Source organism: Acinetobacter sp. 40AMC3-4 (assembly GCF_049898185.1).
Taxonomy (GTDB): Bacteria; Pseudomonadota; Gammaproteobacteria; order Pseudomonadales; family Moraxellaceae; genus Acinetobacter.
Window position 1 is genome coordinate 414,705 of the sequence record NZ_JAFCXG010000001.1, and the last position, 15,197, is coordinate 429,901.

The following is a 15,197-nucleotide window of genomic DNA, read 5'->3' on the forward strand; positions in this document are numbered from 1 at the left end:
CTGAGTTTTAAGCCATGCTTTAAAGCTCGCCGCAACAAGAATACAAAAGTGTTGCAATGCTCGAAGTTAAAAATAAGATTAAAAAAACCCAGCCTAGGCTGGGTTTTTTGTTGCAAGGAGAAGCGGTTTAGTTAAGTTTCATTTTTTCAAAGATTAACTCACCTGCTTCAGCTTTCACCAGAATGGTATCGCCCGGCTGGAATTCTCCGCCCAGGATTTTCTGCGCCAGACCATTTTCAATCCGCTGCTGGATTGCACGTTTCAGTGGACGTGCTCCATACAATGGATCAAAACCGGCCTCGATCAGCTGATCGAAAGCGCTGTCATCTACCGACAAGCGCATATCGCGTTCTGCCAGACGTTGACGTAAACGGTCCAACTGGATATCGGCAATACCGCGAATCTGGTCTTTTTCCAGCGCATGGAACACTACCAGTTCATCAATACGGTTGATAAATTCCGGACGGAAATGTTCCGATACCGCATTCATCACCACCGTACGGACTTCTTCTTTAGTGGCATTACCGCCCAATTCACGTACATCCTGCGAACCCAGGTTCGAAGTCATGACGATCACAGAGTTTTTAAAGTCCACTACCCGGCCTTGCGAGTCAGTTAAACGGCCATCATCTAGTACCTGTAGCAAGATGTTAAATACGTCCGGATGCGCTTTTTCGACTTCATCAAACAAGATCACACTATACGGTTTACGACGTACGGCTTCAGTAAGCACCCCACCTTCTTCATAACCGACATAGCCCGGAGGCGCACCAACCAAACGGCTCACCGAATGTTTTTCCATAAATTCTGACATATCGATACGCACCATGGCATCGTCGCTGTCAAACAGGAAATTCGCCAAGGCTTTGGTCAATTCTGTTTTACCGACACCCGTTGGCCCCAGGAACAGGAATGACCCACTTGGACGGTTCGGATCTGACAGACCGGCACGTGAACGGCGTACTGCATTGGATACCGCCACCACGGCTTCATCTTGCCCTACTACACGGTTATGCAGGAATTCTTCCATATGTAGCAATTTGTCACGCTCGCCTTGCAGCATTTTCGCAACCGGAATACCGGTCGCAGCACTCACTACTTCAGCAATTTCATTGTCGGTGACTTTGTTACGCAGCAATTTTGGCGTTGCGCTCTCATCGGCTTTTTCAGCCAGTTCAAGCTGCTTTTGCAACTCTGGTATCACGCCATATTGCAAACGCGCGGCCTCGCCCAGATCACCTTCACGTTGCGCTTTTTCAAGTGCTGTACGTGCCTGATCCAGTTTGATCTGTACGTCTTTATTGCCTTCGACCAGCGCTTTATCTGCACGCCAGACTTCTTCCAGGTCATGATACTCTTTTTCAACTGTGGCGATCTGATCGGACAAGTATTGAATCTCAGCTTTGGCACCTGAGTCTTCATCTTTTTTCACCGCTTCCAGCTGCATTTTTAACTGAATCAGACGGCGTTCCAGTTTATCTAAAGCTTCTGGCTTAGAATCGAGTTCCATTTTGATGCGCGATGCTGCTTCATCAATCAGGTCAATGGCTTTATCCGGCAACTGACGGTCGGTGATATAACGGTGTGACATTTTCGCAGCAGCAATAATGGCTGAATCCAGAATCTGTACCCCGTGATGGGTCGCATAGCGATCTTTCAGACCACGCAGAATCGCAATGGTATCTTCCACGCTTGGCTCATCCACCAGCACTTTCTGGAAACGACGTTCCAGCGCTGCATCTTTTTCAATATACTGACGATATTCATCCAGTGTGGTGGCACCGACACAGCGCAGTTCGCCACGGGCCAGCGCAGGTTTAAGCATATTGCCGGCATCCATCGCGCCATCACCTTTACCAGCACCCACCAGGGTATGCAACTCGTCGATAAACAGGATGATTTCGCCTTCGTGTTTGGCAATATCTTTCAGAACGGCTTTTAAGCGCTCTTCAAACTCACCGCGGTATTTGGCACCGGCCAGCAAAGAACCCAGATCTAGAGATAAAACACGTTTCCCTTTGAGTCCTTCAGGCACTTCACCATTAATAATCCGCTGCGCCAGACCTTCGACGATTGCAGTTTTACCTACCCCTGGCTCACCAATGAGTACCGGGTTGTTTTTAGTACGACGTGACAGAACCTGAATAGTACGGCGGATTTCATCATCACGGCCAATCACAGGATCAAGCTTGCCTGCCAACGCACGTTCAGTTAAATCAATGGTGTACTTATTCAGTGAATCACGCTGATCTTCATGATTATTGCTCATGACTTTTTCATCGCCTCGAAATTGATTAATCACTTGACCTAAAGTTTCTGCCTTTACGCCAACACTATTTAATAAAGTTTTGGTATTTCCGGTTTCAGCCAACGCCAACAGCACCCAATCCGTAGATAGAAACTCATCTCCGGCTTTTTGCGCAAAGCTGTCTGCCAGATGCAATACTTTTGCCGCTTCAGGACTAAGGTTGACATCTGCTGATGGATTGGTCAGGGTTGCCGCATTGCTCAATGCTGTTTGCAGCTTGGTTTGTAGCTCACGCAGATTAGCACCGGCCTGTTGCAGCAGGCTGACATTGGATGCTTCATCCATCAAGGTGGCCAAGATATGGATCCCATCAATGGAGGTATGATCCTTACTCATGGCCAGCGATTGTGCATCGGAAAGGGTTTGCTGCAGGCGATTGGTAAATTTTTCAAAACGCATTCTTGTTATTCCTCACAACAAATTTTCTACTTGATGGATATATGGGTGCACTTGATAAAATTTCAAATCATTTTTATATATTTTTCAAAAACTTAATATAAACATTTAGACAGTCTTTAATAATAATATTGGTGTAATCAAATCATATTTCAAGTGAGGTTAGAAGAATTTTTAAGGTGAAGATAAACAATTCATATTTTATTTAATTTACTCTGCTATTTTTCAGCTTAGTAGAGAATAGAGAGATATTTTTAGTACGGTTGCAACCTTCCTAGTAATCGCAATACTTCACTCAAACCATGTTCTGTTTGCATCAAGGATCTTGGCGTTTGATGATTCAAAAGCTTGTTAGGTGAATTGATAAAATGGCGCATCCAGCTCAAGTCTCCACCATGCAAGCTAAATAACTTTTGATAGATATTTACTAAAGCTATAGCTTTTTCGCCTGCTGTAGTATCTGGTTCTAATTCTTTTTCATTTATAACCAGAGATAATTCCGCCTCAGATAAACCCAGAATCAATGCAAGTTCGAATTCTTTCAGTTGCAACTGCTCAGCTAAGTTGAATACTGCTATAGCTAATACTTGGGATTTAGAAATACCTGTTTCACTATTCATTTTTATCAAATCATCTTGATGCGTCTTATTTCGATTATGCTGCTTTTATTGTTTTCCGGCCATGTTGTTTATCATCAAATTTAATTTCTCATAAAATTAAAACACCCTCGCTTGGAGGGTGCTTTAAAATAACAACACCATGATTATGGTGCCGGATTCGGTTGCTGACGGTGAATTGCCTCAATACCTTTCAGTATTTCCTCAGACAGATCAATTTCAAATGCCTGAATATTTTCTTTCAGCTGATCCAGATTGGTGGCACCAATAATCGTACTGGTCACAAAGAACTGCTGCTTGATAAAGGCCAAAGCCAATTGGGTAAGACTTAAGCCATGCTGTTCTGCCAGCTGGGCATATTGCTCGGTTGCCCATTCACTTTGCGGATTGCTATAACGGCTAAAGCGGGAGAACAGTGTTACACGCGCATTGGCAGGACGTGCACCATGCCGGAATTTACCGGTCAGATAACCAAATGCCAAAGGTGAATACGCCAACAAGCCCACACCTTCATAATGGGCAATTTCTGACATGCCGATTTCATAAGTACGGTTCAGCAGGTTATATGGGTTTTGTACACTGACAAATTTGGACAAACCTAATTTCTCTGCGAGGTGCAGAAATTTCATCGTGCCCCACGGGGTTTCATTGGAAAGACCAATATAACGGATACGGCCTTTTTTAATTTCATCCTGCAAGGCGGTCAGGGTTTCTTCGAGATCTGTCACGGTACGGTCTTCTGCCGCTTCAGCATTGCCATAACCCAGCTTGCCAAAGAAATTGGTGGGGCGTTGCGGCCAGTGCAGCTGATACAGGTCAATATAATCCGTTTGCAGGCGTGACAATGACTGGTCAATTGCTGCTGAAATTTCATCGGCAACGAAACGAGTTTTACCATCCCGGATATGGCTACCACCTTGCGAGGGTCCGGCAATTTTTGAGGCTAAAAAAAGTTTGTCACGGCCACCACGGGCAGCGATCCAGTTCCCGATAATACGCTCGGTAGCACCCTGCGTTTCAGGTTTTGGCGGTACCGGGTACATTTCCGCAGTATCCCAGAAATACACTCCCTGATCTAAAGCATAATCCAGTTGCTGAAAAGCCTGTTCTTGTGTGTTCTGCTCACCAAAGGTCATGGTGCCCAAACAAATTTCTGGCAAAAGAATGCCGGTATCCGCCAACGGTCTGAATTGCATAAAAACATCCTGTGAATTTTATTCAGTGAATTGAGATCAAGTGGGCTATAGCCTATCGGAATTATAAGGGAGACTTAAATCATCTTTTCTGAGAAGCTTGTTCTAAATTTTTATGTATTGAGTAATGACGCATAAAGAAAGCAAATCCGAAGATTTGCTTTTTAATATCTGGATTATTCGTCTATGGCAACATCTGCCACTGCTTCAGATGCTTCTTCTAATGAAGCATCAAAGATCAGGATGGCTTTACCATCGGTTTCGATCATGCCCTGCTCTTCCAGGGTTTTTAGTACACGTCCGACCATTTCGCGGGAACAGCCAACAATACGGCCAATTTCCTGACGGGTAATACGAATCTGACGGCCATTCGGCAAAATCATCGCTTCTGGCTGTGAAGACAGGTCGATCAGGCAACGTGCAATCCGGCCTGAAACATCAATAAATGCCAGATCAGTGACTTTACGTGTGGTATTTTTCAAACGACGTACTAATTGAGCAAATACCGCATAGCTCAGATCAGGATATTGCTTGCTGATTTCGTGAAAGTTTTCATAGGTAATTTCGGCAATTTCACACACATCACGCGTACGAACTTCCGCAGTACGTTGTGGATTAACCTCGAATAGACCCATTTCCCCAAAGAAGTCACCCGCATTTAAATAAGCCACGACAATTTCACGATCATCATCTTCACGAAGAATGATAGATACAGACCCCTTCAGAATTAAATATAAAGATTTAGATTCTGATCCTGCATCAATGATCGTGGTACGTTTTGGATAACGATTAATATATGCACGTTTTAACAGTGCTTTCACGGATTCTGGTAATTGCCCCGGAGAAAGCGCATCAGTGCTTAATTGTGAAAAGTTTGAAGTCATGCTAACAGTTCCGATTATGGATAATTTATAGATCGCACAAGACCTAATGTGAACTTGTCACACAGTGGGATTGAAATTCCGTATCAACCCAATTTATGTTAGTGTACAGTTACTTGACAAATTTATAGCTTTTTTTAGGTAGTTGCAATGCAAACAAGCGTTCATTGGTTAGAGAATGTTGCTTTTGAAGCAAAAACTCAAAGTGGTCATAGCCTTATCATGGATGGTTCAGCTGAATACGGTGGTGAAAACCGTGGTCCCCGTCCTATGGAACTGCTTTTAACGGGTCTGGGCGGTTGTGCGTCTTTTGATATTGTTACCATTTTAAAGAAGGCTCGTCAGGATATTACCGATGTACGCTGCGAATTAAAGGCTGAACGTGCAGATACAATTCCGGCAGTATTCACGAAAATTCACTTGCATTTTGTAGTGACCGGCAAAGCGATTAAAGAGAAACAGGTCGCAAAAGCCGTAGAACTTTCTGCTGAAAAATATTGCTCTGCCAGCAAAATGCTGTCTGATGGCGGTGTTGAAATCACCCATGATTATGAAATAATCGAAGCAGAATAAAATCTAGATTCTGTAAAAAAAGCGGCTGGAAAAGCTGCTTTTTTTGTATCAGAAAATTGCCTTTTCTCAGAACCGCTGAACTGAATACTGATTGCCATTTTCAAAGCTCAAGATATTTTCTGGAAATCTTAAGGCGCCGAGTCGATGTCTGAACGCGACACCCTGTTGACGATCGAGATAGCGTTTACCCACTGAATAATCCACACAAAATACGTTTTGTTGCTGTCCATACCATTGCAGTGCATCGATCGATTTGAGTAAACCGGTTTTTTCTTCAGTAGATTTAAAGTTCCGCCAATAATGTCCAGTAATGACTGGAATTTGGTCGGTATAGCTGTCCCACCATGGCACGCGGTCGATCATCCGCCACCTTCCACCGGCATAAATCGGTTCTAAGGCGATTTTTTCCGCACCAGAAGTAATGACCCGAATCGGATTGTGCATTTGCTCACGCAGCTCTTTTTCTGCGAGATGTTGCAATAAAGGTAAAGTTGCAGCCGGGTCTTTGAACTGGTGTTGGTAGCGTTGCTGTTCTATCTGGATGAATTCATTAATACCTAAGGCTTGCAGATCCAGCGCTGTATGTTGAACGAAATCAGCATAGGCTTCGCCAAGCGAAGTAAAACCAGAATTGCGTAATTGATCAATTGATCCTTGATGCCAACAGGCATGTACAACACGCAGCTGCTCCGACTCCAAAGCCAACGGTAAGCTATTTAAAAAATCCAGAATCCATTGTCGATCTTTGATTGAGGCTTGGATCGAATCAAAAGGTTTCAGATCATCCTGATGCGGTGAACCAAAAAACCAGCCATTGCCTTCCCGCAAAGTATCGGTCAATAGGTTCAATTCATGATTACCCATCACACATTGTGCATAGCCTTCATCTACCAGCTGTTTGACGCGTTTGATCACCGCAACACTGTCTTGCCCCCGGTCACATAGATCACCGACAAAAATTAGTTTGCGCTGTTCTGGATGATGACCATTCCGGTCATAACCTAATACCTGGATCAGTTGTTCCAGCGCGGCAATCTCACCATGAATATCCCCTACGATGTCCACGGGACCAGTGAAAGCCTGCTGTATAAATGAGTACTTCATTTATGCATCCTGAATTAAGTCTAAAACAGAATATATCCCTAATAAGTATCCTTTAAATTTATGAAGATCTGAATACAGAATGAATCATCATTTAAATAAATCAATATTCAGTATTGTAAGTTTAAGTGAAATCATGAGCTTAATTTTTATGAAGACGCTTATCTTGTTCTTAAAAGTATTGGCAAATGCCGACTATGCTGCTTGAATATTTAAGAGCTTGATCTGATATTTTTATATTTGATATTTAGTTCAGTGGAGGCTGAAATACTTATGAAATAAAAAAAATTACATTTCAATAGCGTAATAAAAAAAGCCCATTCTTAGAATGAGCTTTTAGAATCTTGGTAGGTATATCCAGACTCGAACTGGAGACCTCTACGATGTCAACGTAGCGCTCTAACCAACTGAGCTATACACCTAGAATGCTTGGCATATTATAAATTTTTCCGACCGAAAACAAGCCTTTTCATTTAGTTTTTAAAACGTCCGCACAAGTTTTAAGCAAATCCTTGAATTTTTTCAATTCTTGTTCAGTTATTGGGGTTCCCGAATAAAGATTTTTTTCAAAAACCTGTATAGCTTGAATAAAGGCAGTCTGGTTTTCAATCTGAACCTGTTGAGATAAACGCTGCATCCAGTGATGAAAAGTTTCTGCAGGCTGTTTTTTGAGATGATCAGTTAGAGATTGATTCAGCTGTTGAATCGCACGATCAAATGGAGGTTGCGCCTGTCGGGCTTTTAGATAAATTCTGAAGATATAGGCCAAAATCAGTAGCGCAATACTGCCCAGCAAAATTATGACACTCGAATAAACTGAACCGAGGCCTAATTTTGACAACCAGTTCTGTTGTGATTCTGCATTATAACCCACCACCTTACTTTGCCATTGGTAGCTGGCATAATCGCTCCAAACGCGTAGTTTGGTGATCCATAGATTATGCTGCGAGTTCCAGGTCGACTGATTTGCCGATACCCATGCATCCTGAGAAAGCAGATTTTGCATGCCATCATCTATACGTTGTGGAGCGATCATCGCGGTTGGATCAAAGCGTTGCCATTTCTGGTCAATCCAGACTTCTGTCCAGGCATGCGCATCGAGCTGTCGGACTTCCCAGCTCATACGATCTGGTGCCAACTCCCCACCCTGATAGCCGGTGACGACCCGTGCAGGAATCCCGACATAACGCATCAGCATCACGAAACTCGAGGCATAGTGTTCACAAAAGCCTTGCCGGGAATTAAACAGGAACTCATCAATCCGGTTTTGTCCTAATTGGCCCGGCTTTAAGGTATAAACAAAATTATTCTGCTGATACCAGTTCAAGACTTTCTGTACATAACGCCGAGGATCTTCCGCACTTTGCGTATAGAGACGTTGTGCTAATTGTTGCGCTCGCGGGTCAAGTCGGCGCTGCACCTGAGTATTCGTTCGCTCGATATATTGCGTTGGCAAAGCCTGAGGGTCATATCCCGTTCCGATCCATTGTAACGAAATCGGTTCAACACGTTGCGTGAGCCGTCTCGGCACAATGCTCCAATCCTGACGGTTATAATAACGGCGTTCCACAGGTATCGATTTTTCCAACCCCATGATCCAGAACACCGAAGGATCCGCAGCCAGATATTGGTAGTTCCAGCCTGTAGGTACGGGTGAAGTATCCATCGGTTGTCGCATTAAAGGCTGCTGATTGACGAAACTGCTGGTCCAGCGTTGCCCATCATATTCATCTAGCACCAAGGCTCGCCAATAGAGTTCTGAGCGTGGCGGAAGCTTGCTGATATCACCAATAATCCGGAAAGCAAGGGCACTGGATTGGGATAATTCAGCAATATCCCCAGGTGACATACTATCGCCAATGCCGGTCACACCCTTATTTTCAGGAATGGGAATATGCCAAAGTGGTGGCAAGCGCGGAAAGAAAATAAACAGCAAGATAAAAAATGGAACAGCGTACAAGATAAACTTGCCCACATGTTTGGCATCCTGTTGCAATGCTGCGCGCTGAGTGATCTGCTCCTGCTCAAAATCGCTAGTCTGAATCCGGTACAAACCAATCAGACAGCTGATTAAACACAGCACGATCACAATCGCCATCCCAAAAGATTGGCTATATAGGAATGAGCTGGCAGCAACAAACAGGGCAAAATTAAACAGAATAATCAGGTCACGTTTATTTTTACTTTCCAGTGATTTAGCAAATAAAAAAGTAGATAAAACTGCTACCCCAGCCTCAACACCAATAAAACTATGATGGCTCAAATAAATACTGCCGAGTGCCAAAGCCGTCAGTAGAAAAGTGCCCGTTTTGGGAAATGGCTGCTGACGTTTCAGGAAAATCCAAATACATACAATACTAATCGCAAAAATAATACTGAGTAGAACCGGAATAAATGCCATCTGGGCGATGAGAATCAGACCCAAAGTCAGCACAATCGAGGTACGGATTTTTGCATTGATCATGAATTTACCCGCCTTAGGCCTGCGCCAACAATTGTTTGGCTTTCCGCAGTTGTTCTTCACCTGCGCCCTGAGGCAATTCGGCCTGTGGCAAATGCAGACTATACGCACATTGCTGCTGCTCGCACTGCTCGACCAGACCCATCACAAATTCAAGTTTTTCTTCATGTGACTGACTCGGCATATGTGCATAATGAATCTCGATACTGTGTTCATCCTCATATTGCTCAAAGACTTTGACATACAGGCCTTGTCCACGCGCAAACTGCTTCCAGGACACCGCCTGCAAGGAATCACCTGACTGGTAATTGCGCAATTCACGGAACTCATCCATATCCGGTTCAAAGCGATTAAAGTAATATTTATTTTCAGCCGTAAAAGCTTCAGCCTTAGGAGCAATCCAGGCAGAATGTTGATGATAAAGATAGGTCCAGGCTCGAACCAGACCAAAGGGATAAACCGAATAAATCTGAATGATCGGGTAATCAAACTTGCCACGTTGCTCTGTGTAAAATGGCAGGATAAATTGCTGCTTTGCTGCATTCAGATAAAATTTTGCTATCTGATCTCCTGCCTTGATATATACATATCGCGGACGAAGCTGCTGCTGTTGAAAATAAAAATGTAGATTCAGGCTATTTCCTACCTGACCAATATCATCTGCAATTAATTCAATTTTCAAGTCATGCAGTTGTTTGAAAGTCAGATAGAAACTAACACACAGCACGGCACTGATTAAAAAACAAAAACCTAAAATCAAGTTATTGGCATAATTCACTCCGGCCACAAAGGTGATCAAGATCAAAACAAGATACAGATAGCCCTGCCGATAAATAAACACCAGAACATCTTTCTGTGAGAGCTGTTTCTGCTGTGAAAATTGAAAGCGTTTGGTCAGCCATTTTTGCCAGGTTCTATCCAAGAGAAAACTCCTTTAGCTGACCGAAACCTGTTGCATGACATTAAAGGCTTCTGCCTCACTTAAACCCAGACGATGTGAAGTCACCGCAACAAATACAGCCTGTACATCATCCGGCGTGACAAAGGCACGTTGCTGAATCAGGGCATGTGCTTGTGCTGCACGCTTCAGGGCCAGAAGGCCACGCGTAGAAAGTCCATGACGGCTTTTACGGGTTTCTTCTGCCAGATCAAGCAAATATTCCTGAATCGCTTCACTGATAAATATCTGATGCGTCAGACTTTGCAGATCCAGAATTTCATCTTCAGTAAAAATATGTGCCAGACTGGCAATCAGGGCAAAACGAGATTCCTGCTGTAATAACAGTTTTTCTGCATGGCGCGATGGATAACCTAAAGACAAACGCATCAGGAAACGGTCCAGTTGGGATTCCGGCAAAGCATAGGTTCCACTTTGAAACAGCGGGTTTTGTGTGGCAATCACCCAGAAAGGTTTCGGTAAGGCATAACGCACGCCATCAATGGTGGCATAGCCTTCTTCCATGGCTTCGAGTAAGGCACTTTGGGTTTTGGGACTACAACGGTTGATTTCATCTGCCAGTAAAATCTGGGTAAAAATCGGGCCTTGTTTAAACTCGAACTGATGTTCTTTCTGGTTAAACATGTTAATACCGATGACATCACTGGCCAGCATGTCATTGGTAAATTGGATCCGCTGGAACTTTAACCCAGCCAGATGTGCCAGACTGCTGGCTAATGTAGTTTTACCCAATCCGGGTAAATCTTCAAATAAGACATGTCCGCCTGCAATCAAACAACAGAGTGCCAGTGTGGTCTGGGCCTGCTTATCCAACACAATGGCATTAACTTCTTCAAAAAAACGCTGGATCTTGGGTGCATAACTTGCAATTTTTTGTTCAAGCACAGTATTGATGTGTGCAATGTCGTTATTTTCCTTTTGTTTCATGCCCCAGATCACAATAATTTCCTTAATAAAACATGGCCTAAGATTAACATACACTGAAATTTAAATTTTCCCAAAAGATCAATCATCTGTCTGTGTAACTGAATAAAAATACTGATTAGAAAATGGCGAGGATTTAAATAATAGAAGAGTCAAAATGATCAGGTTAAAAAGAAGTAAGAAGCGCAGAAAACAAATAAAATGATCGACACAAATAGAGATCATTTTTCTTTTCGCTCAAATCTCAAAATACCAATCTGAGCTCATCCATCTATTTGAAAAGAATCATACTTAAAAGGTATAGAGACTTAAGCGATTTCATGGATTTTTATAATAAAACTTTTCTACGCTAGCTCAATCAATGACCTCAGATTTAACGCGATCGTCTATTCCTCATATTAATTTTTAACGATAAAAAAAAGCGCCCCGAAAGGCGCTTGCTATGAATTAATGATTAACACGGACACTTCTTCATATCACCGCCCGCAGATGGATAACGGGAATCCACACAGTGACGATAAAATGTTTTCGGGTCCATGGCTTCCAGATCGGGATGATGCTTGCGCATATGCTCCACATAGGTCTGGTAATCAGGTACACCGACCATCAGACGGAAACTTTGCTGCAAACGTTGCCACAAGGTCGCAATCCGCGACCAGTTTTTCGGATTCAGGATTAAATCCTTTTGTGACATCACGGTCATTTTGATGATTTTATAAATCATCGTTTTCCCGCTTTTGGCAAACTTCAGATTCATAATATTTCCCTTAATGACCTTTCGCTGGCTGAATCTCTTCAGGATCGCGATAAATCGCTTCTGCTTCATGTACAGATGGCTCAGGATTTGCCAAGGCACGACGGATCACGCGAATTGCAGCAAACAGCATCACAAAGGCCACAATCATAAAGAAAGCACAGAGTGCAGCATTGATCTGGTTTGACATTGCTACCGTCTGCATTTCTGCCACAGTTTTCGCTGGCGCTAGGATTTCATTATTGGCAATCGCCGTGTTGAAACGATCTGCCTGCGCCAAGAAACCAATCTTTGGATTTTCGTGGAAAATCTTTTGCCAGCCTGCTGTCATGGAAGTGATGAACAGGAACACTGTCGGGATAATCGTGACCCAGACATATTTCTGCTTCTTCATCTTGAACAAAATAACCGTACCAAGAATCAATGCCATTGCAGCCAGAATCTGGTTACCAATACCAAACAGCGGCCATAAACTGTTAATCCCGCCGAGTGGATCGACTACGCCCTGATAGACGAAGAAGCCCCAGCCTGCCACTGCAACCGCAGTACCCAACAGGTTTCCGAAGAAGTTATGCGACTGTTTCACCGCTGGAATTACGATACCGACAGTATCCTGTACCATGAAACGACAGGCACGCGTACCCGCATCTACAGCAGTCAGGATGAATAATGCTTCAAACAGAATCGCAAAGTGATACCAGAACGCCATCATTTCACGACTATTAAAGATTTCCGTGATGATATGTGCCATACCGATTGCAAAGGTAGGCGCACCACCAGTACGTGACAGAATCGAGTTTTCACCGACTTCCTGTGCCAGCAAAGTCAAGGCTTCAGGCGTTACCACAAAACCAAGGGTTCGCACTGCTTCTGCTGCGCTTTCTGCGGTAGTACCGAGCAAGGCTGCTGGTGAGTTAATGGCAAAGTAAATTCCTGGATCCAGAATTGCAGCACAGATCAAGGCCATGATCGCTACAAAAGATTCCATCAACATACCGCCATAACCGATCACCCGGATATCGCGTTCGTTATTGACCAGTTTCGGTGTCGTCCCTGAAGAAACCAAGGCATGGAAACCGGAAATCGCACCACAGGCAATAGTAATAAACAGGAATGGGAACATAGAACCTGCGAATACAGGACCAGTACCATCCACAAATTTGGTAATCGCTGGCAGTTTCATTTCAGGCATGGCAAACAGGATACCCACGGCCAAACCTGCAATCACGCCAATTTTCAGAAAGGTCGACAGATAATCACGTGGTGCAAGCAATAGCCAAACTGGCAGTACCGAAGCAATAAAACCATAAATGATCAATGCCCAAGTCAGCTCAGTGCCAGAAAGCGTAAAGAACGGACCCCAATATGGATGTTGTGCGATGTTTTCACCATAGATAATGCCCAGCATCATCAACACAAAACCGATAATCGAGACTTCAGCAATTTTACCCGGACGGATAAAACGCATATAGATGCCCATAAAGATCGCAATCGGAATGGTGGCTGCAATACTGAACACACCCCAAGGGCTGTTAGTTAATGCTTTCACCACTACTAGTGCCAATACCGCAAGAATAATGATCATCACGCCCAAGGCACCGAGCATCACGATAATACCGGCAAAGGTTCCAAGTTCCTGCTTAGCCATCTCACCAAGTGATCGACCGTCACGACGGGTGGAAATAAACAGTACCAGGAAGTCTTGTACCGCACCTGCCAGCACCACACCGACCAGTAGCCAGATCGTCCCAGGTAAATAGCCCATCTGCGCTGCCAGGATCGGACCGACTAAAGGACCTGCACCGGCAATCGCTGCAAAGTGATGGCCAAATAGAACGCTTTTATTGGTCGGCACATAGTCCAGACCATCGGCCAGACGATGCGCAGGCGTTAAACGGCGTTCATTCAGCTCAAATACTTTGGTGGCAATAAATAAACTGTAGAAACGGTAAGCAATGCTATAGACACAGGCGGCGGCAAGTACCAGCCAAACTGCATTTACATGCTCACCCCGACTCAGTGCCAGAACTCCAAAAGAGACTGCACCCACAATGGCTACCAAAAGCCAAATCATTTTCGAAGTCAGCGTCGACTTCTTTTGTAAAGTTTCCATTCAATCCCTCATATTGTGATGCATACAAATCAGCGTGATTGTTGTTGTTCGAGGTACTGCTGTTTTCCCTTGCGACTTTACGCCTGTTCTTTTGCTTTTCCTCTAAGACTTTGGCATAAAAAAAGGGATGATTTAAATCATCCCTCTCGATAATAGTCTATTTTCAAACCATTATGCACGTTCTAAATAATCACCAGTACGGGTATCTACACGAACGCTTTCTTCTTGCTGTACGAATAATGGAACACGTACCACAGCACCTGTTTCAAGTTTCGCTGGCTTACCGCCACCGCCAGAAGTATCACCACGAACACCTGGATCAGTTTCAACGATTTTAAGTACGACGAAGTTCGGTGGAGTCACGTTTAAAGGCACGCCATTGAACAACATGATGGTACATTTTTCATTTGAATCGTCTTTTAACCATTTTGCAGCATCGCTCATCGCTGTTTTATCAGCTGCGATCTGTTCAAAAGTAACAGGATCCATGAAGTTCCACATTTCGCCATCGTTGTACAAGTATTCCATTTCTACTTCAACGATATCAGCCGCTTCTAGGTTCTCGCCTGATTTGAAAGTTTTTTCCAGAACTTTACCTGATTTAAGGTTACGTAATTTTACGCGGTTAAAAGCTTGGCCTTTACCTGGTTTTACGTATTCGTTTTCCATGATTGAACATGGGTTGCCATCAAGCATAACCTTAAGGCCTGACTTGAAATCATTCGTAGAATAATAGGCCATGACTGGCGCACTCCAAACTTACTAACTTTAATCTATTGATGCTATGGGCTGTTGCGATGTCATTTAGCAAGTCTGACACGAACATTGAGTTGCCACATGCACATTCATTTGATGTTGCGTATTCTAAATGAGCAATACACTTTGCCGCAATGAAAAAATCCGCTTTCACCCGCTCAG

Annotated in this window: 12 protein-coding genes and 1 tRNA gene; 1 reads left to right on the forward strand and 12 read right to left on the reverse strand. The window is 43.8% G+C overall.

What is annotated here, in order from left to right:
- Window positions 1-127: 127 nt before the first annotated feature.
- The 4 genes from clpB to crp form a co-directional block, all read right to left on the reverse strand.
- A complete protein-coding gene (gene clpB / locus ACP7BU_RS02060; protein WP_253174337.1) occupies window positions 128-2,707 on the reverse strand; it encodes an ATP-dependent chaperone ClpB in 2,580 nt (859 codons plus the stop codon).
- A gap of 251 nt (window positions 2,708-2,958) precedes the next feature.
- Window positions 2,959-3,324, reverse strand: coding sequence for an antitoxin Xre/MbcA/ParS toxin-binding domain-containing protein (locus ACP7BU_RS02065; RefSeq protein WP_004646580.1), 366 nt, complete (start codon window positions 3,322-3,324; stop codon window positions 2,959-2,961).
- Window positions 3,325-3,467: 143 nt separating this feature from the next.
- Complete coding sequence (locus ACP7BU_RS02070; RefSeq protein ID WP_425878012.1) at window positions 3,468-4,517, reverse strand: NADP(H)-dependent aldo-keto reductase; 1,050 nt, start codon at window positions 4,515-4,517, stop codon at window positions 3,468-3,470.
- Between the two features lie 173 nt (window positions 4,518-4,690).
- A complete protein-coding gene (crp, locus tag ACP7BU_RS02075) occupies window positions 4,691-5,398 on the reverse strand; it encodes a cAMP-activated global transcriptional regulator CRP (protein ID WP_425878010.1) in 708 nt (235 codons plus the stop codon).
- A 147-nt stretch (window positions 5,399-5,545) separates the two neighbouring features.
- Here crp and ACP7BU_RS02080 point away from each other — a divergent pair, with 147 nt between their 5' ends.
- Window positions 5,546-5,968: an OsmC family protein gene (locus ACP7BU_RS02080; protein ID WP_004280142.1), complete on the forward strand. Its 423-nt coding sequence runs from the start codon at window positions 5,546-5,548 to the stop codon at window positions 5,966-5,968.
- A gap of 66 nt (window positions 5,969-6,034) precedes the next feature.
- On the opposite strand, the gene ACP7BU_RS02085 is transcribed toward ACP7BU_RS02080, so the two are convergent.
- The 8 genes from ACP7BU_RS02085 to efp form a co-directional block, all read right to left on the reverse strand.
- Complete coding sequence (locus tag ACP7BU_RS02085) at window positions 6,035-7,072, reverse strand: metallophosphoesterase (protein WP_425878008.1); 1,038 nt, start codon at window positions 7,070-7,072, stop codon at window positions 6,035-6,037.
- 342 nt (window positions 7,073-7,414) lie between these two features.
- Window positions 7,415-7,491: transfer RNA gene (locus tag ACP7BU_RS02090), tRNA-Val, on the reverse strand.
- Window positions 7,492-7,538: 47 nt separating this feature from the next.
- Entirely contained in the window at window positions 7,539-9,533 is a 1,995-nt protein-coding gene (locus ACP7BU_RS02095; protein WP_425878006.1) for a transglutaminaseTgpA domain-containing protein, read from the reverse strand.
- A 13-nt stretch (window positions 9,534-9,546) separates the two neighbouring features.
- Window positions 9,547-10,452: a DUF58 domain-containing protein gene (locus ACP7BU_RS02100; RefSeq protein WP_425878005.1), complete on the reverse strand. Its 906-nt coding sequence runs from the start codon at window positions 10,450-10,452 to the stop codon at window positions 9,547-9,549.
- Between the two features lie 12 nt (window positions 10,453-10,464).
- Window positions 10,465-11,427 (reverse strand): AAA family ATPase, encoded by a 963-nt coding sequence (locus ACP7BU_RS02105; protein WP_312585894.1) that lies wholly within the window; start codon window positions 11,425-11,427, stop codon window positions 10,465-10,467.
- 439 nt (window positions 11,428-11,866) lie between these two features.
- Window positions 11,867-12,172 (reverse strand): YbdD/YjiX family protein, encoded by a 306-nt coding sequence (locus tag ACP7BU_RS02110; protein ID WP_171054308.1) that lies wholly within the window; start codon window positions 12,170-12,172, stop codon window positions 11,867-11,869.
- Between the two features lie 7 nt (window positions 12,173-12,179).
- Window positions 12,180-14,279 carry a carbon starvation CstA family protein gene (locus ACP7BU_RS02115; RefSeq protein WP_180037890.1) on the reverse strand — a complete coding sequence of 700 codons (2,100 nt, stop codon included), beginning with the start codon at window positions 14,277-14,279 and terminating at the stop codon, window positions 12,180-12,182.
- A gap of 171 nt (window positions 14,280-14,450) precedes the next feature.
- Window positions 14,451-15,020: an elongation factor P gene (gene efp, locus ACP7BU_RS02120; RefSeq protein ID WP_004279747.1), complete on the reverse strand. Its 570-nt coding sequence runs from the start codon at window positions 15,018-15,020 to the stop codon at window positions 14,451-14,453.
- Window positions 15,021-15,197 lie beyond the last annotated feature (177 nt).